The organism is Elusimicrobiota bacterium (genome assembly GCA_028718185.1).
Lineage (GTDB): Bacteria > Elusimicrobiota > UBA8919 > UBA8919 > UBA8919 > JAQUMH01.
Genome location: JAQUMH010000016.1, coordinates 1 through 15,796, shown reverse-complemented (window position 1 = coordinate 15,796; position 15,796 = coordinate 1). Strand labels below are relative to the sequence as shown.

12 protein-coding genes are annotated in these 15,796 nt (G+C 37.1%); 9 read left to right on the top strand and 3 right to left on the bottom strand.

Annotated elements, in window-relative coordinates; translation table 11 throughout:
* Positions 1-33 precede the first annotated feature (33 nt).
* A complete protein-coding gene (locus PHE88_11530; protein MDD5688448.1) occupies positions 34-1,239 on the top strand; it encodes a CsgG/HfaB family protein in 1,206 nt (401 codons plus the stop codon).
* A 198-nt stretch (positions 1,240-1,437) separates the two neighbouring features.
* Entirely contained in the window at positions 1,438-2,226 is a 789-nt protein-coding gene (locus PHE88_11525; GenBank protein MDD5688447.1) for a dihydropteroate synthase, read from the top strand.
* A 242-nt stretch (positions 2,227-2,468) separates the two neighbouring features.
* Here the strand turns inward: PHE88_11525 and PHE88_11520 are convergent, their stop codons facing one another.
* The 3 genes from PHE88_11520 to PHE88_11510 all read right to left on the bottom strand — a co-directional run bounded on the left by PHE88_11520 (position 2,469) and on the right by PHE88_11510 (position 5,407).
* On the bottom strand, positions 2,469-3,254 hold the full coding sequence (locus tag PHE88_11520) for a formate/nitrite transporter family protein (protein MDD5688446.1): 786 nt from the start codon (positions 3,252-3,254) through the stop codon (positions 2,469-2,471).
* A 135-nt stretch (positions 3,255-3,389) separates the two neighbouring features.
* On the bottom strand, positions 3,390-4,202 hold the full coding sequence (locus tag PHE88_11515) for a GDYXXLXY domain-containing protein (protein ID MDD5688445.1): 813 nt from the start codon (positions 4,200-4,202) through the stop codon (positions 3,390-3,392).
* The gene (locus tag PHE88_11510) at positions 4,199-5,407 is read right to left on the bottom strand and encodes a DUF2157 domain-containing protein (GenBank protein MDD5688444.1); all 1,209 of its coding nucleotides are present in this window, start codon (positions 5,405-5,407) and stop codon (positions 4,199-4,201) included. The genes PHE88_11515 and PHE88_11510 overlap by 4 nt, the downstream gene beginning before the upstream one ends.
* A 129-nt stretch (positions 5,408-5,536) precedes the next feature.
* Between PHE88_11510 and PHE88_11505 the strand changes: the two genes are divergently transcribed.
* The 7 genes from PHE88_11505 to PHE88_11475 form a co-directional block, all read left to right on the top strand.
* Positions 5,537-7,249, top strand: a complete 1,713-nt coding sequence (locus PHE88_11505) for a formate--tetrahydrofolate ligase (GenBank protein ID MDD5688443.1) — start codon at positions 5,537-5,539, stop codon at positions 7,247-7,249.
* A gap of 6 nt (positions 7,250-7,255) precedes the next feature.
* Positions 7,256-9,298, top strand: a complete 2,043-nt coding sequence (rsxC, locus tag PHE88_11500) for an electron transport complex subunit RsxC (protein ID MDD5688442.1) — start codon at positions 7,256-7,258, stop codon at positions 9,296-9,298.
* A gap of 40 nt (positions 9,299-9,338) precedes the next feature.
* Positions 9,339-9,965 carry a methylenetetrahydrofolate reductase C-terminal domain-containing protein gene (locus tag PHE88_11495; GenBank protein ID MDD5688441.1) on the top strand — a complete coding sequence of 209 codons (627 nt, stop codon included), beginning with the start codon at positions 9,339-9,341 and terminating at the stop codon, positions 9,963-9,965.
* Positions 9,966-10,174: 209 nt separating this feature from the next.
* Entirely contained in the window at positions 10,175-11,053 is an 879-nt protein-coding gene (locus PHE88_11490; protein ID MDD5688440.1) for a methylenetetrahydrofolate reductase, read from the top strand.
* A 179-nt stretch (positions 11,054-11,232) separates the two neighbouring features.
* Entirely contained in the window at positions 11,233-11,850 is a 618-nt protein-coding gene (locus tag PHE88_11485; protein ID MDD5688439.1) for a cyclodeaminase/cyclohydrolase family protein, read from the top strand.
* A 212-nt stretch (positions 11,851-12,062) separates the two neighbouring features.
* Complete coding sequence (locus PHE88_11480) at positions 12,063-12,968, top strand: bifunctional 5,10-methylenetetrahydrofolate dehydrogenase/5,10-methenyltetrahydrofolate cyclohydrolase (protein MDD5688438.1); 906 nt, start codon at positions 12,063-12,065, stop codon at positions 12,966-12,968.
* A gap of 1,673 nt (positions 12,969-14,641) precedes the next feature.
* Positions 14,642-15,796 (top strand): hypothetical protein (locus PHE88_11475; GenBank protein MDD5688437.1); only part of this gene is annotated, 1,155 nt, incomplete at its 3' end.

Genomic DNA, 15,796 nt, shown 5'->3' with positions numbered 1-15,796 from the left:
GTAAATATAAAGTAAAATCAGGAGGGATAAGACATGAAATATTCAAAGATTTTGCCGGTTTTCTTACTGCTTCTTGCACTTATGCTGGCTTTGCACGCAGACGAACTTAAACCTAAACTTGAAAAGATATCCCAAAAGCTCGCCGATACTGCTTCGGCCAAGGGCCTATCCGACGTTACGCTTGCCGTTTTCCCGCTGCAATCCGATGAAAAACTGGAGAAGAAAAAAGTAAATTTCGCCACTGGCGAGATACTGACCTATTACCTGCTTAAGACTGGAACCTTCAAGATGGTGGAGCGCACCCAGATTGAAACCGTCATGAAAGAGCAGAATCTGGGACTATCTGGTGCAGTGGATTCAAAGACCGCGGCAGGCATAGGACAGATCCTGGGTGCGAAACTGTTGGTGATGGGTAATGTCATAAAACTGGGGAGTTCCTACCAGATAACAGTGAAGTTGGTAGACGCAGTTACCTCGGAGATGATCTCTTCTGAAATAACAGAAGTTCCAGTTGAGACCTTTGACAAGGAAGCAGCTCCCTATCTTATACTAGTACCAGAATATCAGGCTATAGGAATTTTCCTGGGAGGCGTTTATGGGATGACACCCACGGTAAAAACTGGACCGCAGACCTACGATTTTCTGACGTTGACACCCATCAATCCGGACAAATCACAAGGTAACCTCAACTTCGGCATACGTTACTGGGTCAAACCTAAATATATGTTCCAGATGGATTACACCTTCATAAGATTAGGCAGCAATAACGGAACAAGTTTAATCACCGAAAAGGATTACATGGGTGCGCCCTTTTCAACCTCGGCTCACTACACCGGATTCCTCATCCGGGGGAGCATTAGCCGGACCGGCAAACTTTCGATGGTGTTCAACTCGAACGTCGGCCTCGGCCTCGGCAACTACTCTGTTTATTCTCAGGCCGAATTTAAGAATGCAACGGAAACGTCCTATTACGCCGGAGGACACCACTACTATATCTCGCAAACATCCGATAGTACCAATTTTTTCACCCCTTTCCTCCGTGCGGGAGTGGAATGGAAGCCGCAGGCCAGATTCGGCTGGAACCTTTCCGCCAACTGGAATATTCTTAAGAAGACATATAAACAGCAGATTAATGTTATGGAGGAGGGATCGACGAATACCATCCGCCATCTCATGACGCTCTGGCAGTCCAAGTTTCCGTCACTCTATTTTGATACTTCCATCGCGCTCTATTTTTAAAAAGGCGTTATACGTCAATTTTATATAATTGACAGGAAAAAATATCGGAATGGTTATAACGGTATAAGTTTGATTTCTCCAGTTTTGACACAATTTTAATAGTTATCTTTTTCAAGTAAAAATGTAACTTTTTCTTCTATAAACATTAGTAAGGGATGAAGAAAAAAATGAGAAAAATGGATTTGAAGGGAGGTTTTTATGTTTATTATTGGTGAGAAGATTAATGGGATGTTTAAGAATGTCAGTGAGGCAATTCAGAAAAAAAATAAATCAATAATTCAGGAACTTGCAAAGAAACAAATTGACGCCGGTGCCAATGTTTTGGATGTCAATGTAGGTCCTGCTTCAATGGAAGCATTAAAAGATATGGAATGGTTGATAACAACCATAAGAGAGACAACTAAGTGTCCTCTGGCTGTTGATACGACAAAAATTGATGTTATGGAAAAAGGGTTATCAATTGCAGGTCCCGGCTCTTTCCTTAATTCTACTTCAGGGCAAAAGGAAAAATTGGATTTACTGCTTCCTCTTGTAAAGAAATACAATGCAAATGTAATTGCACTTACAATGACAAAATCAGGAGTTCCTGCAAATGCCGAAGCACGTATGGAAATAGCAGCAAATATAGTTGCCTCTTGTATGGAGCATAATATTGAAACGACAAATTTATATATTGATGCAGTGATTCTACCCGTGAATGTTGCTCAAGACCATTCCCGTGCTGTTTTGGAAACTATTAAACAATGCAAACTTATATGTGACCCGCCGCCGAAAACAATTCTTGGTTTGTCAAATGTTTCACAGGGTTGTCTTAACAGGGGGCTTGTAGACAGGACGTTTCTTGTAATGGCTTTGGCTTCAGGACTTGATGCTGCGATTTTGAATCCGCTTGACAATGAACTTATGGATGCAATGATAACAGCGGAGCTTTTACTTGGAAGACAACTTTATTGTGACTCTTACCTTGAAGCATACAGAAAAAAATAACCCCGTAAAAATGTGGGGTCATTCTGAAATCGTTTATAATATTGGAATTTAAAAGATGCAGGCAGAGCAAGCTCTGCCACTACAATTACAATGTTGATGTAGTTGCCGACCTTGCTTGTCCGCCAAAGTATTAGTGGTGGAGTCGGCATTAATTTAATGTATAGGAATTTCAATGTTATCACGCCGAGGGCGTGAAACTACAATTTAATTATAGTTGCCCCGAGGTCATTGGGCGTAACTTTCTATTTATTCCTTCCGTAAAGATACCAATATACTGTACCGACGAAAAGACTCCCGCCTACAATATTTCCCAGGGTAACCGGGATAAGATTGACTATAAAAAACTGTCCCCATGTTACGTTTGCACCGAGCATGATTCCCATCGGTACAAAAAACATATTTGCAACGCTGTGTTCAAAACCTACTGTAACAAATGTCATTATAGGAAACCATATACCGAACATTTTACTTACTACATCATCAGAAGCTATGGCGAGCCATATCGATAAGCATACGAGCCAGTTACAGCCGACTCCCTTGAAAAAAAGAGTTGTGAAATCTTGTGAAATCTTATTTTCAGATATTGCTATAACTGAACTAAGCCATGGTTCTTTGCCCAGGATGCCGGTAAGATAGACGAGAAAGTATGCAAAAGAAATAGAGCCTATGAAATTCCCTATATAAACCCAAAACCAGTTTTTTAATCCATCTAACCAGTGTATTTTTTTGGATAGTACTCCGGGAACAATACATCCGACATTCCCGGTGAATAACTCTGCGGACGTAATGACTACAAGTATTAAACCTACGGGGAACAAGCTTCCGAAAATAAATTTTTGTAATCCCGGATTTGCTTCTTTTATCCCCGGAACGCCCCCGCCTACAACTATTGCTATCAGACTACCAAGAGCTATAAATGCGCCTGCCATAAAGCCCTGAATAAGCCGGACATCGAGTCCTAAAGTTACCCGTACGCAACCGGATGATTGGATTTCCTGAAGAGTTTCATAAGGTTTTTTAAATGCCATTTTGTCCTCCCTGATAAACTTAAAAAATTAAATCGCGATTAATAATTATAACTCGTTTTAATTTAGACTGCCTACTAAGGATTGGGTATAGGTTCTAATCCCATCAAAAAAGAGAACTTTTAGCATAGAAAAAACTTATTGTAGTAAAATAATATTTTTTATTACAGATTTACCCTTACGATTTACTGCAATTTCTACGTCTAATCCACCCCGTTCGTATGTTCTACCTTTCCCTTCTGGGATGAAATATGATTCTATACCATAATTTACGCTAAGATAATTTTGTTCCTTATATGGACCAAGTTTCCCTGAAAGGATTATATTATAAGCATACTGGGAGTGTATAGTAGTAGAACTTTCAGAAATCTGACTAAAATTCCAAGATTTTCCATCATCATATGAATAAAGATAGATAAATACACTTGTTCCTTCAGATAGTCCCTTTCTTCCATAATTATACCATAACCCATCCTGACGACCAAAAGGACCCCAACTCCAATTCTGTCGCCAAGTGGCTGTTGCAGGTTGAATATTTAACCAACCAGGGTTTGAAAAGTCTTTTAATTCAGAAACAGGATAACCTGAGTGCTGACTTTGATACTTAACGATTCCTTCTAATATTACATGGTCGTCAGAAAGTGATTCAGGAATTTCAGAATGAACAGAAACAAAGTTCCAAAAAGTTCCCGAAAGGGCAAGTTCTGTGTAAATTTTATCACCCCTATCGTATGATGTTCCTGTAGACTTTTGAATTTCTACTGTGTTGATAGCATATGAAAGCTGTGCATAATCACCCTGAAAAAGTGAGTGCGGGTCAACAGGTTGAGATTTTAGAATAATTGTTTTTCCATATAAAACAATAGATTGTTTAAGACCGACCATAACTAATACGATGATTATTTGAAAGCCTGCTATTAACCAGAATGTTATAATTCTTGTACGTGTCATTTCTTTAAGTTCCAGTTTAAAAGTTTACGACGACTTCTTTCAAGAGCAAAACCCATAAGTAAAAGAAGCAGCCCTCCTACAGTAAAAGCCGCCGACCTTTCCATATATTCCCATGCAAAATCAAAATATCTCCCAATCACAAGTGCAGCAAAAAAAAGAAGTCCAATATTTACACAAAAAGCGTGCCGATTTAGATAGCCAATAAAAATAATTGAAATAATCCCTATAAATAAAATGATGTTTGATAAAATAGCCGTCAGAATTGTTAAAGGCGGAAGAAGAAAACCAACAAGCCATATCAATGTGACTGATATAAGAAGCCATATGCTTAAAGATATTTCTTTCTTCCCAGTTTTTTTTAAATATACAGATATAACAGAAAAAATAGATATAATTGTTAAGATAATAGACAATTTTAAGAAGAAAGGGTTTCTATCGAAAGTTTCCATTAAAAGTCCGGATTGAACTTTGGCATATTTGCTACGAAACGAGAAAGGATAAAGTCCTGCAAATATCAGGAAAAGACCAATTTTCTGAAAAACTCTGGAAATTTTTTCAAATTGGGATATACGCTCAAATAAATAACCTATTCCCATAAGTCCGCATCCCCAAAGGCCATATGCTATACCGTAAAGAAAGATTCCCTTATCATCGGAAATATTAATTCCAAAACAAAGTTCCGAACCCAACCAAAAAGAAAAAACAAGTAAAGTTAAAGTAGTTATTGCTCTGGAAGAAAGTATTAATGCTAAAGGTAAAACACCTATTCCCCACCATAATATCCCATTTGGCCAATGAGATTGAATATTATAAGTTTGTGCTACTAAAAATATATTTGAACCATAGATAATACTTCCTAGGAAATAAAAGGCAAGTGATATATTAGGATAATCTTTTATAGAAAGCCTGTAACCAACCAGATAACTTCCCAATAAGGCAATAAGAAGGAGAATCATTTTATGAAAAGGTGAGATTTTATCCCAATTGCTTGCAAAAAACAGAATTATCCCGATGCCTATAAGAAGTGAACCAAGAGTAGCAATTATAGTGGTTAGACGCTGTCTCTGTATAGGAACCTGTGGGGTTGAATCATAATGTATGATAATTTTCGTGCGCTGTTCTTCAGAAATTAATCCTTCCCGCACCCAAATTTCACTTTCTTGTTCCAAATCTTCTACAACTTTTTTTTCTTTATTTTCATTCATGGAATTATGATTTTTCTTTTGATAGTATACAAATTCACTTATGAAAAGTCAAGCGTCATTACCTAACCGGTTTTTGTAGTTGACATAATAAATTATTTTCGTATAATTTTTATAGAGAGGTAATAAAATATGAATAAAAAAGTATCTGTTCCTTCCGACATTGAAATAGCCCAGGCAGTAAAGCTTAAACCTATTATTGATATTGCTAAAAAAATAGGGATTAAAAGAAATGAGTTGGAATTATATGGTGACAACAAAGCAAAAATAAAACTCGAAATTCTTGAACGGCTGAAAAATAAAAAATGCGGAAAATATATTGATGTAACTGCGATTACTCCTACACCGCTTGGCGAAGGTAAAACAGTAACGACAATCGGATTGTCGTTAGGGCTGGCTAAAATAGGTAAAAAGATTATTACCGCTATCAGGCAGCCTTCATTGGGACCGGTTTTTGGAATTAAAGGCGGTGCTGCAGGCGGCGGTTATTCGCAGGTTTTACCTATGGAAGATTTTAATTTACATCTTACCGGTGATGTTCATGCTGTTTCAATCGCACATAACTTATGCGCTGCATTTGTGGATAATTCTCTTCATAAAGGCAATAAGCTTAATATAGATATGAACAATATTTTATGGCGGCGCGTGGTAGATGTATCTGACAGGGCTTTAAGAAATATTAAAATAGGATTAGGAACAAAAGATGACGGTATCCCGCGTGATTCAGGATTTGATATTTCAGTTGCATCTGAAGTAATGGCAATTTTGGCACTTACTACTTCACTTAAAGATTTAAGAGAACGGTTGGGAAGGATTGTTGTTGCATTTACTCCTGATGGTAAACCGGTTACTACTGAAGATTTACAGGTTGCTGGTTCTATGGCTGTTCTTATGAAAGATGCTATCAAACCAAATCTTTTACAGACAACGGAACATACGCCTTGTTTTGTCCATGCGGGTCCTTTTGCTAATATTGCACATGGTAATAATTCCATAATTGCCGACCAGATAGCTTTAAGACTTGCCGATTATGTTGTTACTGAATCCGGGTTTGGCGCTGATTGCGGTATGGAAAAGTTTATGGATATCAAATGCAGGTATTCAGGGCTTGTTCCGAATTGCGTGGTAATTGTCTGTTCTATACGCGCTTTGAAAATGCATTCCGGGAAATTCACGGTTGTTGCAGGCAAACCTCTGGATGAGGGACTTATTAAAGAAAACCTGCCCGCTGTTGAAGGCGGAATTTGCAATCTTGAGAAGCATATAGAAAATGCTAAAATGTTCGGCGTTCCGGTAGTCGTTGCAATTAATAAATTCACATATGATACTGATAAGGAAATAGAAATGGTCAGGGAAAGAGCGATTAAAGCAGGTGCTGATGACGCTGTTTTAAGCGAGGTATGGGAAAAAGGCGGGGAAGGCGGAATGGAACTTGCAACAGCAGTTGTAAAAGCATGCGAAAAGAAAACCGACTTTAAGTTCCTGTATGAACTTGACCGGCCAATCAAAGAAAAGATAGAAACAATAGCGACAAAAATCTATGGAGCAGATGGTGTTGACTATCTTCCTGAAGCAGAGAAGAAAATCGAGCTTTATACAAAACTTGGCTATGACAAACTTCCAATATGTATGGCAAAAACACATTTATCGCTATCACATGACCCAAAATTAAAAGGAAGACCGAAAGGTTTCAGGATTCCGATAAAAGATATCCGCGCATCCATCGGCGCAGGTTTCTTGTATCCTCTATGCGGAGAAATGAGAACAATGCCGGGACTACCGTCAGTTCCCGCAGGAACTAAAGTTGATTTGGATAAAGACGGAAAAATTGTAGGATTGTTTTAAAAAATAATGGAAAAACTTTTAGACTATACTAAATATAAATTAAAGCCCAAGGAAGAAATTGTTGAATTGATTAAGGACAAAGATAATCTGTTTGTTTTTGTCTGCGGAAAATGCTACAAGGAATTTGCCAGTGTTATACCGGAAGATTGCAAAGAACTTTACCCCATACTTAAAGAGAACGGTAAGAATGTTGTTGAATGCGAAACAATAGATTTTTTATGTAATAGACATCATTTAGATATTAGAAAATCCGGTTTTCAAGATGGTCTGAAGAAATCTGATAATGTGTTAGTTCTTTCTTGCGGAGTAGGTATTCAAACGGTTGCTAATTTTCTTGAGGACAAGCCTGTTTATGCTGTTGCGGATACTATTCCCCAGGAGGGTCAGCATGGGATTGCTTTATATAATAATAAATGTGCGGGGTGTGCAACATGTTTCCTTACCGCGACCCAGGGAATATGCCCGATAACTAATTGCACTAAAGAACTAGTGAATGGTCCTTGCGGAGGTGCTAAAAACGGCAAGTGCGAAGTATCAAAGGATAAAGACTGCGGCTGGGAAAAAATTAATCAAAGATTAAAAGTGACGGAATTCAATTTCTGGGAGTTGCCGGTACAATTCCATAAATACAATAGAGTAAATTTCAAGATATCCAATAAATACAATACAGCAGTGCGGGAAAAACGTTCCCGGAATTTTTACGGCGGTGTTTACCCGTTTGAAAACAAGGAATACACATCTGAAAAACCAATCCAGCAATTTCCTGAGCCGGAAACGGTTGAAATACCACTCTCACAGCATACGGGAGCAGTTTGTGAATCGCTGGTCAAGGTTGGGGATGTTGTAAAAGTCGGTCAGAAAATTGGCGATTCAAAATCGTTTATTTCGGCACCGGTACATTCAAGTGTAAGTGGTAAAGTTACGGCTATCGAAACAAAGCCCCATCCTGTAATTCCTTCCGGTGTTACTACCATAACAATAAAAGCTGACGGTAAAAACGAGTATCATGAATCAGTTAAAGCGAATAAAGAATACGAAAAATTATCTAAAGACAATTTAATTGATATTATCCGTGATAAAGGTATTGTAGGGCTTGGCGGCGCTCAATTCCCGACATATGTTAAGTTTAAATCTCCAAAACCGATTGATACTTTGATATTAAACGGTTGTGAATGCGAGCCATATGTTACTGCAGATGATAGATTGATGATTGAACATCCTGAAGAAATAGTTGGTGGGATGAAGATATTGATGAAAATTCTGGGATTGCAAAAAGGATATATTGCAATAGAGACTAATAAGCCACAAGCGATTGAAGCAGTCAAGAAAACAATAAATAATTTAAATTTAACTTCAGCAATAGAAATTGCAGAATTACCCACCAAATACCCACAAGGTTCTGAAAGGATGCTGATAAAAAAAGTCACAGGTAAAGATGTTCCGCTCGGAGGACTACCGCTTGATGTCGGGGTTGTTGTGAATAATGTAGGGACGAGTTTTGCCGTATATAATGCAGTAGTAAACGGTTTGCCGCTTATTAAACGTATCGTAACGGTTACCGGTGAAAAGATAAAAAACAAATTAAATCTTGAGGTTAAAATAGGGACCCCTGTAAGTGAAATATTGGATTATTGCGGAGCTGACTTGAAAGACGGCGATTATGTTTTGAAAATGGGTGGTCCTATGATGGGATTATTACAGAAAAGCTTAGAAGTTCCTGTTATAAAAGGGACTACCAGTTTATTGGTAACAAAGAAACCGGATATTAAATTGAGTTCGGAGCGAAGTTGTATAAAATGCGGAAGATGTGTTGATGTGTGCCCGATGGAATTATATCCCCTTTATTACTGGTATTATAAAAATTCTAAATCGCAGAATGTTAAGGCAGAATTGGATAATACCGGACTGGATATTTTAAATAGTAAAAGTAAACATGGTGCGACTAATTGTATAGAGTGTGGTTGCTGTGAATATATCTGCTCGTCAAAATTGCCGCTGATAGATAATATAAAAGAAATGAAAAAAGAAGCAAGAGAAGTAAAGAGTTGAGTGGGATTATAGGATTTTTAATTGAAAGGGCTAAAATTATATGTTAATTACTGAAATAAAACCTAAAGAAGAAATATTGGCGTTCTTAAAAGAAAAAAAGAGCATTTTTGTCATTCAATGTTACGGTTGCAAGGAAGTAGTTTATCCGTTTGATGAGATACAAAAGTTTTTACAGGAGAATAGTATAAATTATGTTTTACAGGACTACTTGTGTAATCATGAGTATTCAAAGGAATATATAAATAAATGTAAAGAACAGATTGAGAATGCAGAGATGTTATTAATTTTCTCCTGTGGTGTAGGGGTTCAAAGTTTTTCGGAAATGTTGTATAACAATACTGAATTAAAAATTAAAGGTAAAAAGGTTTATGCCGGGTGCGATACCTTATATGTAAATGGTTTTCAGGGATTGACAGCCACGGAACCTAATTGTGCCCAGTGCAGAAAATGTCATCTGAATTATACCTGTGCTATTTGTCCTATAACGTCTTGCTCAAAAAGTTTATTAAACGGACAGTGCGGCGGTGTGAAAAACGGTAAATGTGAAGTGGATAAAGAAATGGATTGCGGCTGGGAGAAAATATTTAAAAAATCTGAGAAGATGAAAGATAAAAATTGCGTTCTTGACGAAAAGATACATCTGCACGATTTTAAAATAATACCGTAAAAATATACTTAAAAATTATGGTTTTTCACTAAACGATGTTTTCTTAACGCTTAAAAAATCTGAAATTGCTAAACTCCTCACTTCGTTCGTCAAACATAGCAATTTCTCAACGATTTTTTAAGCTAAAAACATCTAAATCTTTCAAAACCATAATTTTCTAGTAATAAAATAATTTCAATAGAAAGCATAAAGAGTGGGAGAGAGGAAAAATGAAATTAAAAAAATTGTTTGATGACGGGAAGTTTGTTGTTACATCTGAAGTAGGACCGCCTAAAGGGTGGCAGGTAGATAAACTTTTACATGAAACTGAAATAATAAAAGATAAGGTAAGTGCGATAAATGTTACTGATAACCAGTCGTCAGTTATGAGGTTAAGTCCGCTTGTTGTATCAAAATTAATAAAAGATAGAGGTATGGAACCTGTTTTCCAGATAACTTGCCGTGACAGGAACAGGCTGGCGTTACAGTCGGATATCCTCGGTGCTGCGACATTCGGAATAGAAAATTTACTGTTGCTGACCGGCGACCACAATAAGCTTGGAGACCATCCGGATTCTAAACCTGTATTTGATTTGGACTCGATTTCACTGGCATATACTGTAAAGCGTCTTGAACAGGGTGTTGATTTAGCGGGGAACAAATTGGACGGCGAACCGCCCAAATTTTGTATCGGCGGGGTAGTGTCGCCTTGTTCGGATAATCTTGACTCCCAGATAAGCAAAATGGAAAGAAAAGTAAAAGCAGGAATGGAGTTCTTCCAAACCCAGGCAGTATATGAAGTAGATAAATTCATCAAGTTTATGGATAAAGTAAAGGGTTTTGGTGTGCCAGTGATGGTTGGAATAGTTGTTTTAAAAACTGTAGGTATGGCAAAATTTATGAATGAAAATGTAGCAGGTATTCATGTCCCTGATAACTTAATCGAAGAACTCAGGAAAGATAAAGAAAAAACAAAATCAGGTCAGACGGGAATGGAAATCGCCGCAAAACTTATAAAAGAACTCAAGCCTTATTGCCAGGGTGTACATTTAATGCCGCTCGGTTGGGATGATAAGGTTCCGAAAATTCTTGAACTGGCAGGATTGTAAAAAATAGAATTAAGAACTAAGATTGAAGATTAAGTATAAGATGTCCAAAGTCCGATGTCCGATGTCCGAAGTCATAAAGAGACGGATAAAGACCTTAAAATAAGGAGACTAAGAGATTTAATCTATAAATTTTTTCCTAAAACCTAACTACTATCTACTCAATACTGATTTTTTATTATATGAACTATCTCGATTCTTCTATAAAAAAATATTTAGATGACTTATCTGCGAAACTGCCGGCACCAGGTGGCGGGAGTGCTGCTGCTTTGGTTTCTACTACGGGAGTATCCTGTATTTTGATGGTTGCTAATTTTACAATTGACAAAAAGGGTTATGAACAATACCAGGATGAATTAAAAAAAATATTATTCGAACTCTCAATTTTCAATTCCCAGCTATCAGCCCTGATTGATGAAGACGTTAAAGCATATACGGTTCTTTCCAATTCTTATAAACTTCCTAAAAATACCACAGATGAGATAACAAAAAGAAAAGAAGAAATACAGTTATCATTAAAAAATTCGTTATCTGTGCCTTGCAAGATTTTTAAGATATGTATTGAAGTTTTACCTTTTGCCGAACGGCTTTCGGAAATAGGGAATAAAAATCTTTTGAGCGATGTTGCGTGCGGTGTATCTATTTTACGTGCCGGAATAGAATCTGCAAAATTCAACATAGATATAAATCTTAAATTTATTGAAGATGTTGATTTTGTAAAAGAAACAAAACCAAAATATGAAAAGATGATGAAAGATGCATTTGAAGAAATAGAAAAAATATTAAAAAAACTGCGCTAATGTGAAAAATTATAGTTTTCACTAGACGAGACATTTTTAACGACTAATAAACCTAAAATTTCAAAACTCACTCCCCTGAACCGATACTGGTTCAGGGTCGTTCAAACATTGAAATTTTTTAACGGTTTATTCGTCTAAATGTCTCTAAATCGTTCAAAGCTATAATTTTTCATTTAATTTTGATAAAATATTAGAAAAGTTCAGGGGGAACAATGAGTGCGAAGGTTATTGACGGGAACAAGATAGCGGAAGGGATAAAGGCGGAATTAAAGGTGGAACTCGGCAAACTATCGGAAAAGCCTGTTCTTGTCGCGGTGCAGGTCGGGGACAATCCTGCAAGCCGTGTTTATATTAAGAACCAGAAAGCTTCTTGCGAAGAAATGGGGATTGGTTATAATCTTGTTCAATTGGATGAGAAGATTTCTGAGAGTGACTTGATTTCTGAAATAAAAAAGATAGGAGAAGATAAAAAGGTTACCGGTATTATTTTACAGATGCCGTTACCTGCTAAAATAAATTCAAAAAATATTCAAATGTCAATTCCACCTAATAAAGATGTTGAAGGACTTTCGCCTGTAAATCTCGGTAAACTTTTATATGCTGATGTGAAACTGGCTGTTGCGCCCTGTACAGCGTTATCTGTTATTGAATGTATAAGAGCAACAGGTGAACAACTTAAAGGTAAAGAAGCTGTCATCGTAGGTCATAGCGAAATAGTAGGTAAGCCGGTAACTCTTATGCTTCTTTCCTCACTTTTAGAGTCGGCAACACCTACTGTCTGTCACATTGCGACAAAAGATTTAGTTACTCATACAAAGAGGGCTGAGATATTAATTGTCGCTGTCGGCAAAGCGGGTCTTGTAAAAGGTAATATGATAAAAGAAGGTGCAATAGTAATAGATGTCGGAATAAACAGAGTTTCTGTTAAGGATGCGAGCGGTAACCCTGTAATTGATGAAAAAACAGGTAAACCTAAAATGAAAACAGTTGGTGATGTAGCTTTTGATGAAGCGGTAAATGTTGCAGGTTACATTACTCCTGTCCCGGGTGGAGTCGGAGCAGTGACAACAATGATGCTTATAAAAAATCTTTTGAACATATATAGAGCGAATAATTAGGAAGATAAAAATAGTCAAATAGTTCTTTGTCCGAGGTCCGATGTCCAATGTCCGGGGTCAAAGATATTAAAAATTAAAGATTAAAGATTTAAAATTGAGAAAAACAGTCCGAAGTTGAGAAGAAAGAGTTTTGAAGTTATAGGGTTATAGAGTTTTAGAGTTATAGGGTTATAGGGTTATAGAGTTTTAGAGTTATAGGGTTATAGGGTTATAGGGTTTTAGAGTTATAGGGTTTTAATTCTACGACCCTACGATTCTACTATCCCGCTATCCCACAATCCCACAATTCCACAATTCCGCTATCCCACCGTCTTTATGTCTTTACTACGTTATTTTTAAAGTTAAATAACTTTTAATGGCAAAGCTGAAGCTAAAATCATATCTTTTGATATTCCCGCAGCAATAATGTTTCATAACACAGTTTTAGACAAAAAAACAACAGTTTTCGCCATTGACTATTTTTACCTCATACGTTATACTTCTGTTATAAGGAGCAAGAAGAAACAAACTCAATTTTATTAAAAAAGCTTAAATTTGTTAATATCATTTTTGAGCAAAGATAAAATATCAAATATAATTGCACCATTTTGTGGTGCAATTAGTTTAATACAGAGTCGAAAAGGCTGCTCCCGTGAGAGCGGGATAAACTCGTAAACTTCGTTACAACAAGTAGTCGTTAACTATTCACAAGTAGTCGATAGACATAATTCAAACTTTACCTTATAATATAAAAGAAGCAGTTTGATTAATATGTAAGTTAGTTTCGGAAATATTAAAATATTTTAGAACACGTTATGTAGTTAAAAAGGAGAAAAAAGGATTAAATATTGTTTTACCCCGCTTATTGCGGGGTTGTGTTTCCCATAATACTATGGGATCATGTGCTCAGTCGGTGCAGTTGCTCCGACTTCCGCGCATAGACTCGTTCGGTGCGGTAGGTCCGAGTTCCGAGCACTAACCCGATTCTTATTTATAACTGAATATGTGATCGGGATTGTGTTCTCGTTCGGTGCAGTAGCTCCGAACTTCGAGCACTAATCCGAAAAGGCTGCTCAAGGGAAACCTTGATGAGTTCGCAAAACCAAGGGCTAAGATAAAGAGCCGGGTAGGTTACCGAAAAACAACAAACCACAAGTAAGAAAATCACAAGCGTGTAAACCGCTTTGTGATAAACCGCTTGTGGCTAAGACCGGACTATCAAGCCAGCGAGGTTACCGAAAACAAAGAAGTTAATTAGAGAATTAGAGAATTAGTTAATTAGGTTTAAAAAAACTTAATTAAGTGATTATCTTGTTTCCTAATTAGCTTTTTTTTTGTGTTCGGAGGTCGGAGCAACCGCACTGACCGAGAACACAATCCCTAAATGAAAGTTTAAGGATAAACACAAGAACATAAGAATAATTTTAAAACAATGGGGACAGATCAGTCAGGGAACTCAAAGAGATAGATTATGATAATTTGGGTTGAATAGAATGGGATGGGAAGAATAATGATGGAGATGAAGTGAGCAGAGGAGTAATATATATTTACCAGATAGAAGATGGTGCCGGAAAGAAGAAGACGGGGAAAATAGGATTAATAAAGTAAGAGAAGAGTTATAGGGTTATGGTGTTTTAGGGTTTTAACTCTAGAACTCTACAAACTCTATAACCCTATAATATTGATATAATTTTATGACTAAACACATTAAATTATTTTTATTATTTACAGGGTTGATATTAATAAACATTATTATACCAGAAACGTTATCAGCTGCGTTAAGCTTCAAAAGGGGAGTAATAAACAACTGGGTGGATTTGTCTAATTATAAAGCCGACATTGATAAGGCAGCATACTATGGTGCAGATTCATATTCACCAGGTTTTAATCCACAAATGCCACACTATATAACCGGTGTTAAAAGTGGTTCGTCGGATTATATCGGATTAGGCATCGATTATGCACATACAAAGGGTATTAAAACTTATCTTTTTACCTCAATAGGTCAATATACTGATGGTGATTGGGATGCTTTTAAAAATAGTCCTTCCATACAGAATCAATTTCTTTCTGATTTGGAGTGGATATTGCAGAGGTATCCAACTTTAGATGGTATAGAAATGGAAGAACCGCATGACCACAACGGCTCGGATGACGGCGGTGCAGCATGGCGTGCGTTCACTAATAGTTTTTTCACTAAGTGCAAAAATGTAGTGGCTAAATACAAACCTACCGATAAACCTGAAGAATTTGTGTGGTCGTTCAATTGTGCCAGTAATTCTGATAGCGCTATTTGGGGAGTAGGAATTGATACAGTTTATATCAATGCAAACAAATTATTCAACGCATATGAAATACAAAACGGCAACCAAAATCCCAATTATGATATTACGACGTGGAAGGACCGGCTTCCAAATCTTGAAGTGTTTTCATGCACATATTTAAATTATTCTGGTCTTACAACCCCTTGCGAGGTCAAGTATCCGGATTGGAACAGTCCCACATGCTGGAACCAGGCATTTTTTGACCAGCTTAAATTTGCTAAATCTGTTAATCATTCCGTGCGTATATTCGTACAGGGCAGACTTACTACATCCGCCACAATGTGGCCAAACGACACCACACCGGGTGCAACAGCAGGTGATAAAGTAAGATATATCTGGGGCGGCACCCAGCAAGCGTATTCTGCAGGCATCCCCTGGCTGATAACAACCAGCACTATCACACCCACAAAAGTAGAGGCAGAGAATTTTGATATGATGTCCGCCGGTTCAGGCCAGAATGAAGCATATTATGATACTACACTGGATAATCAGGGCGGCGCATACAGGACAACAGAATATGTAGAT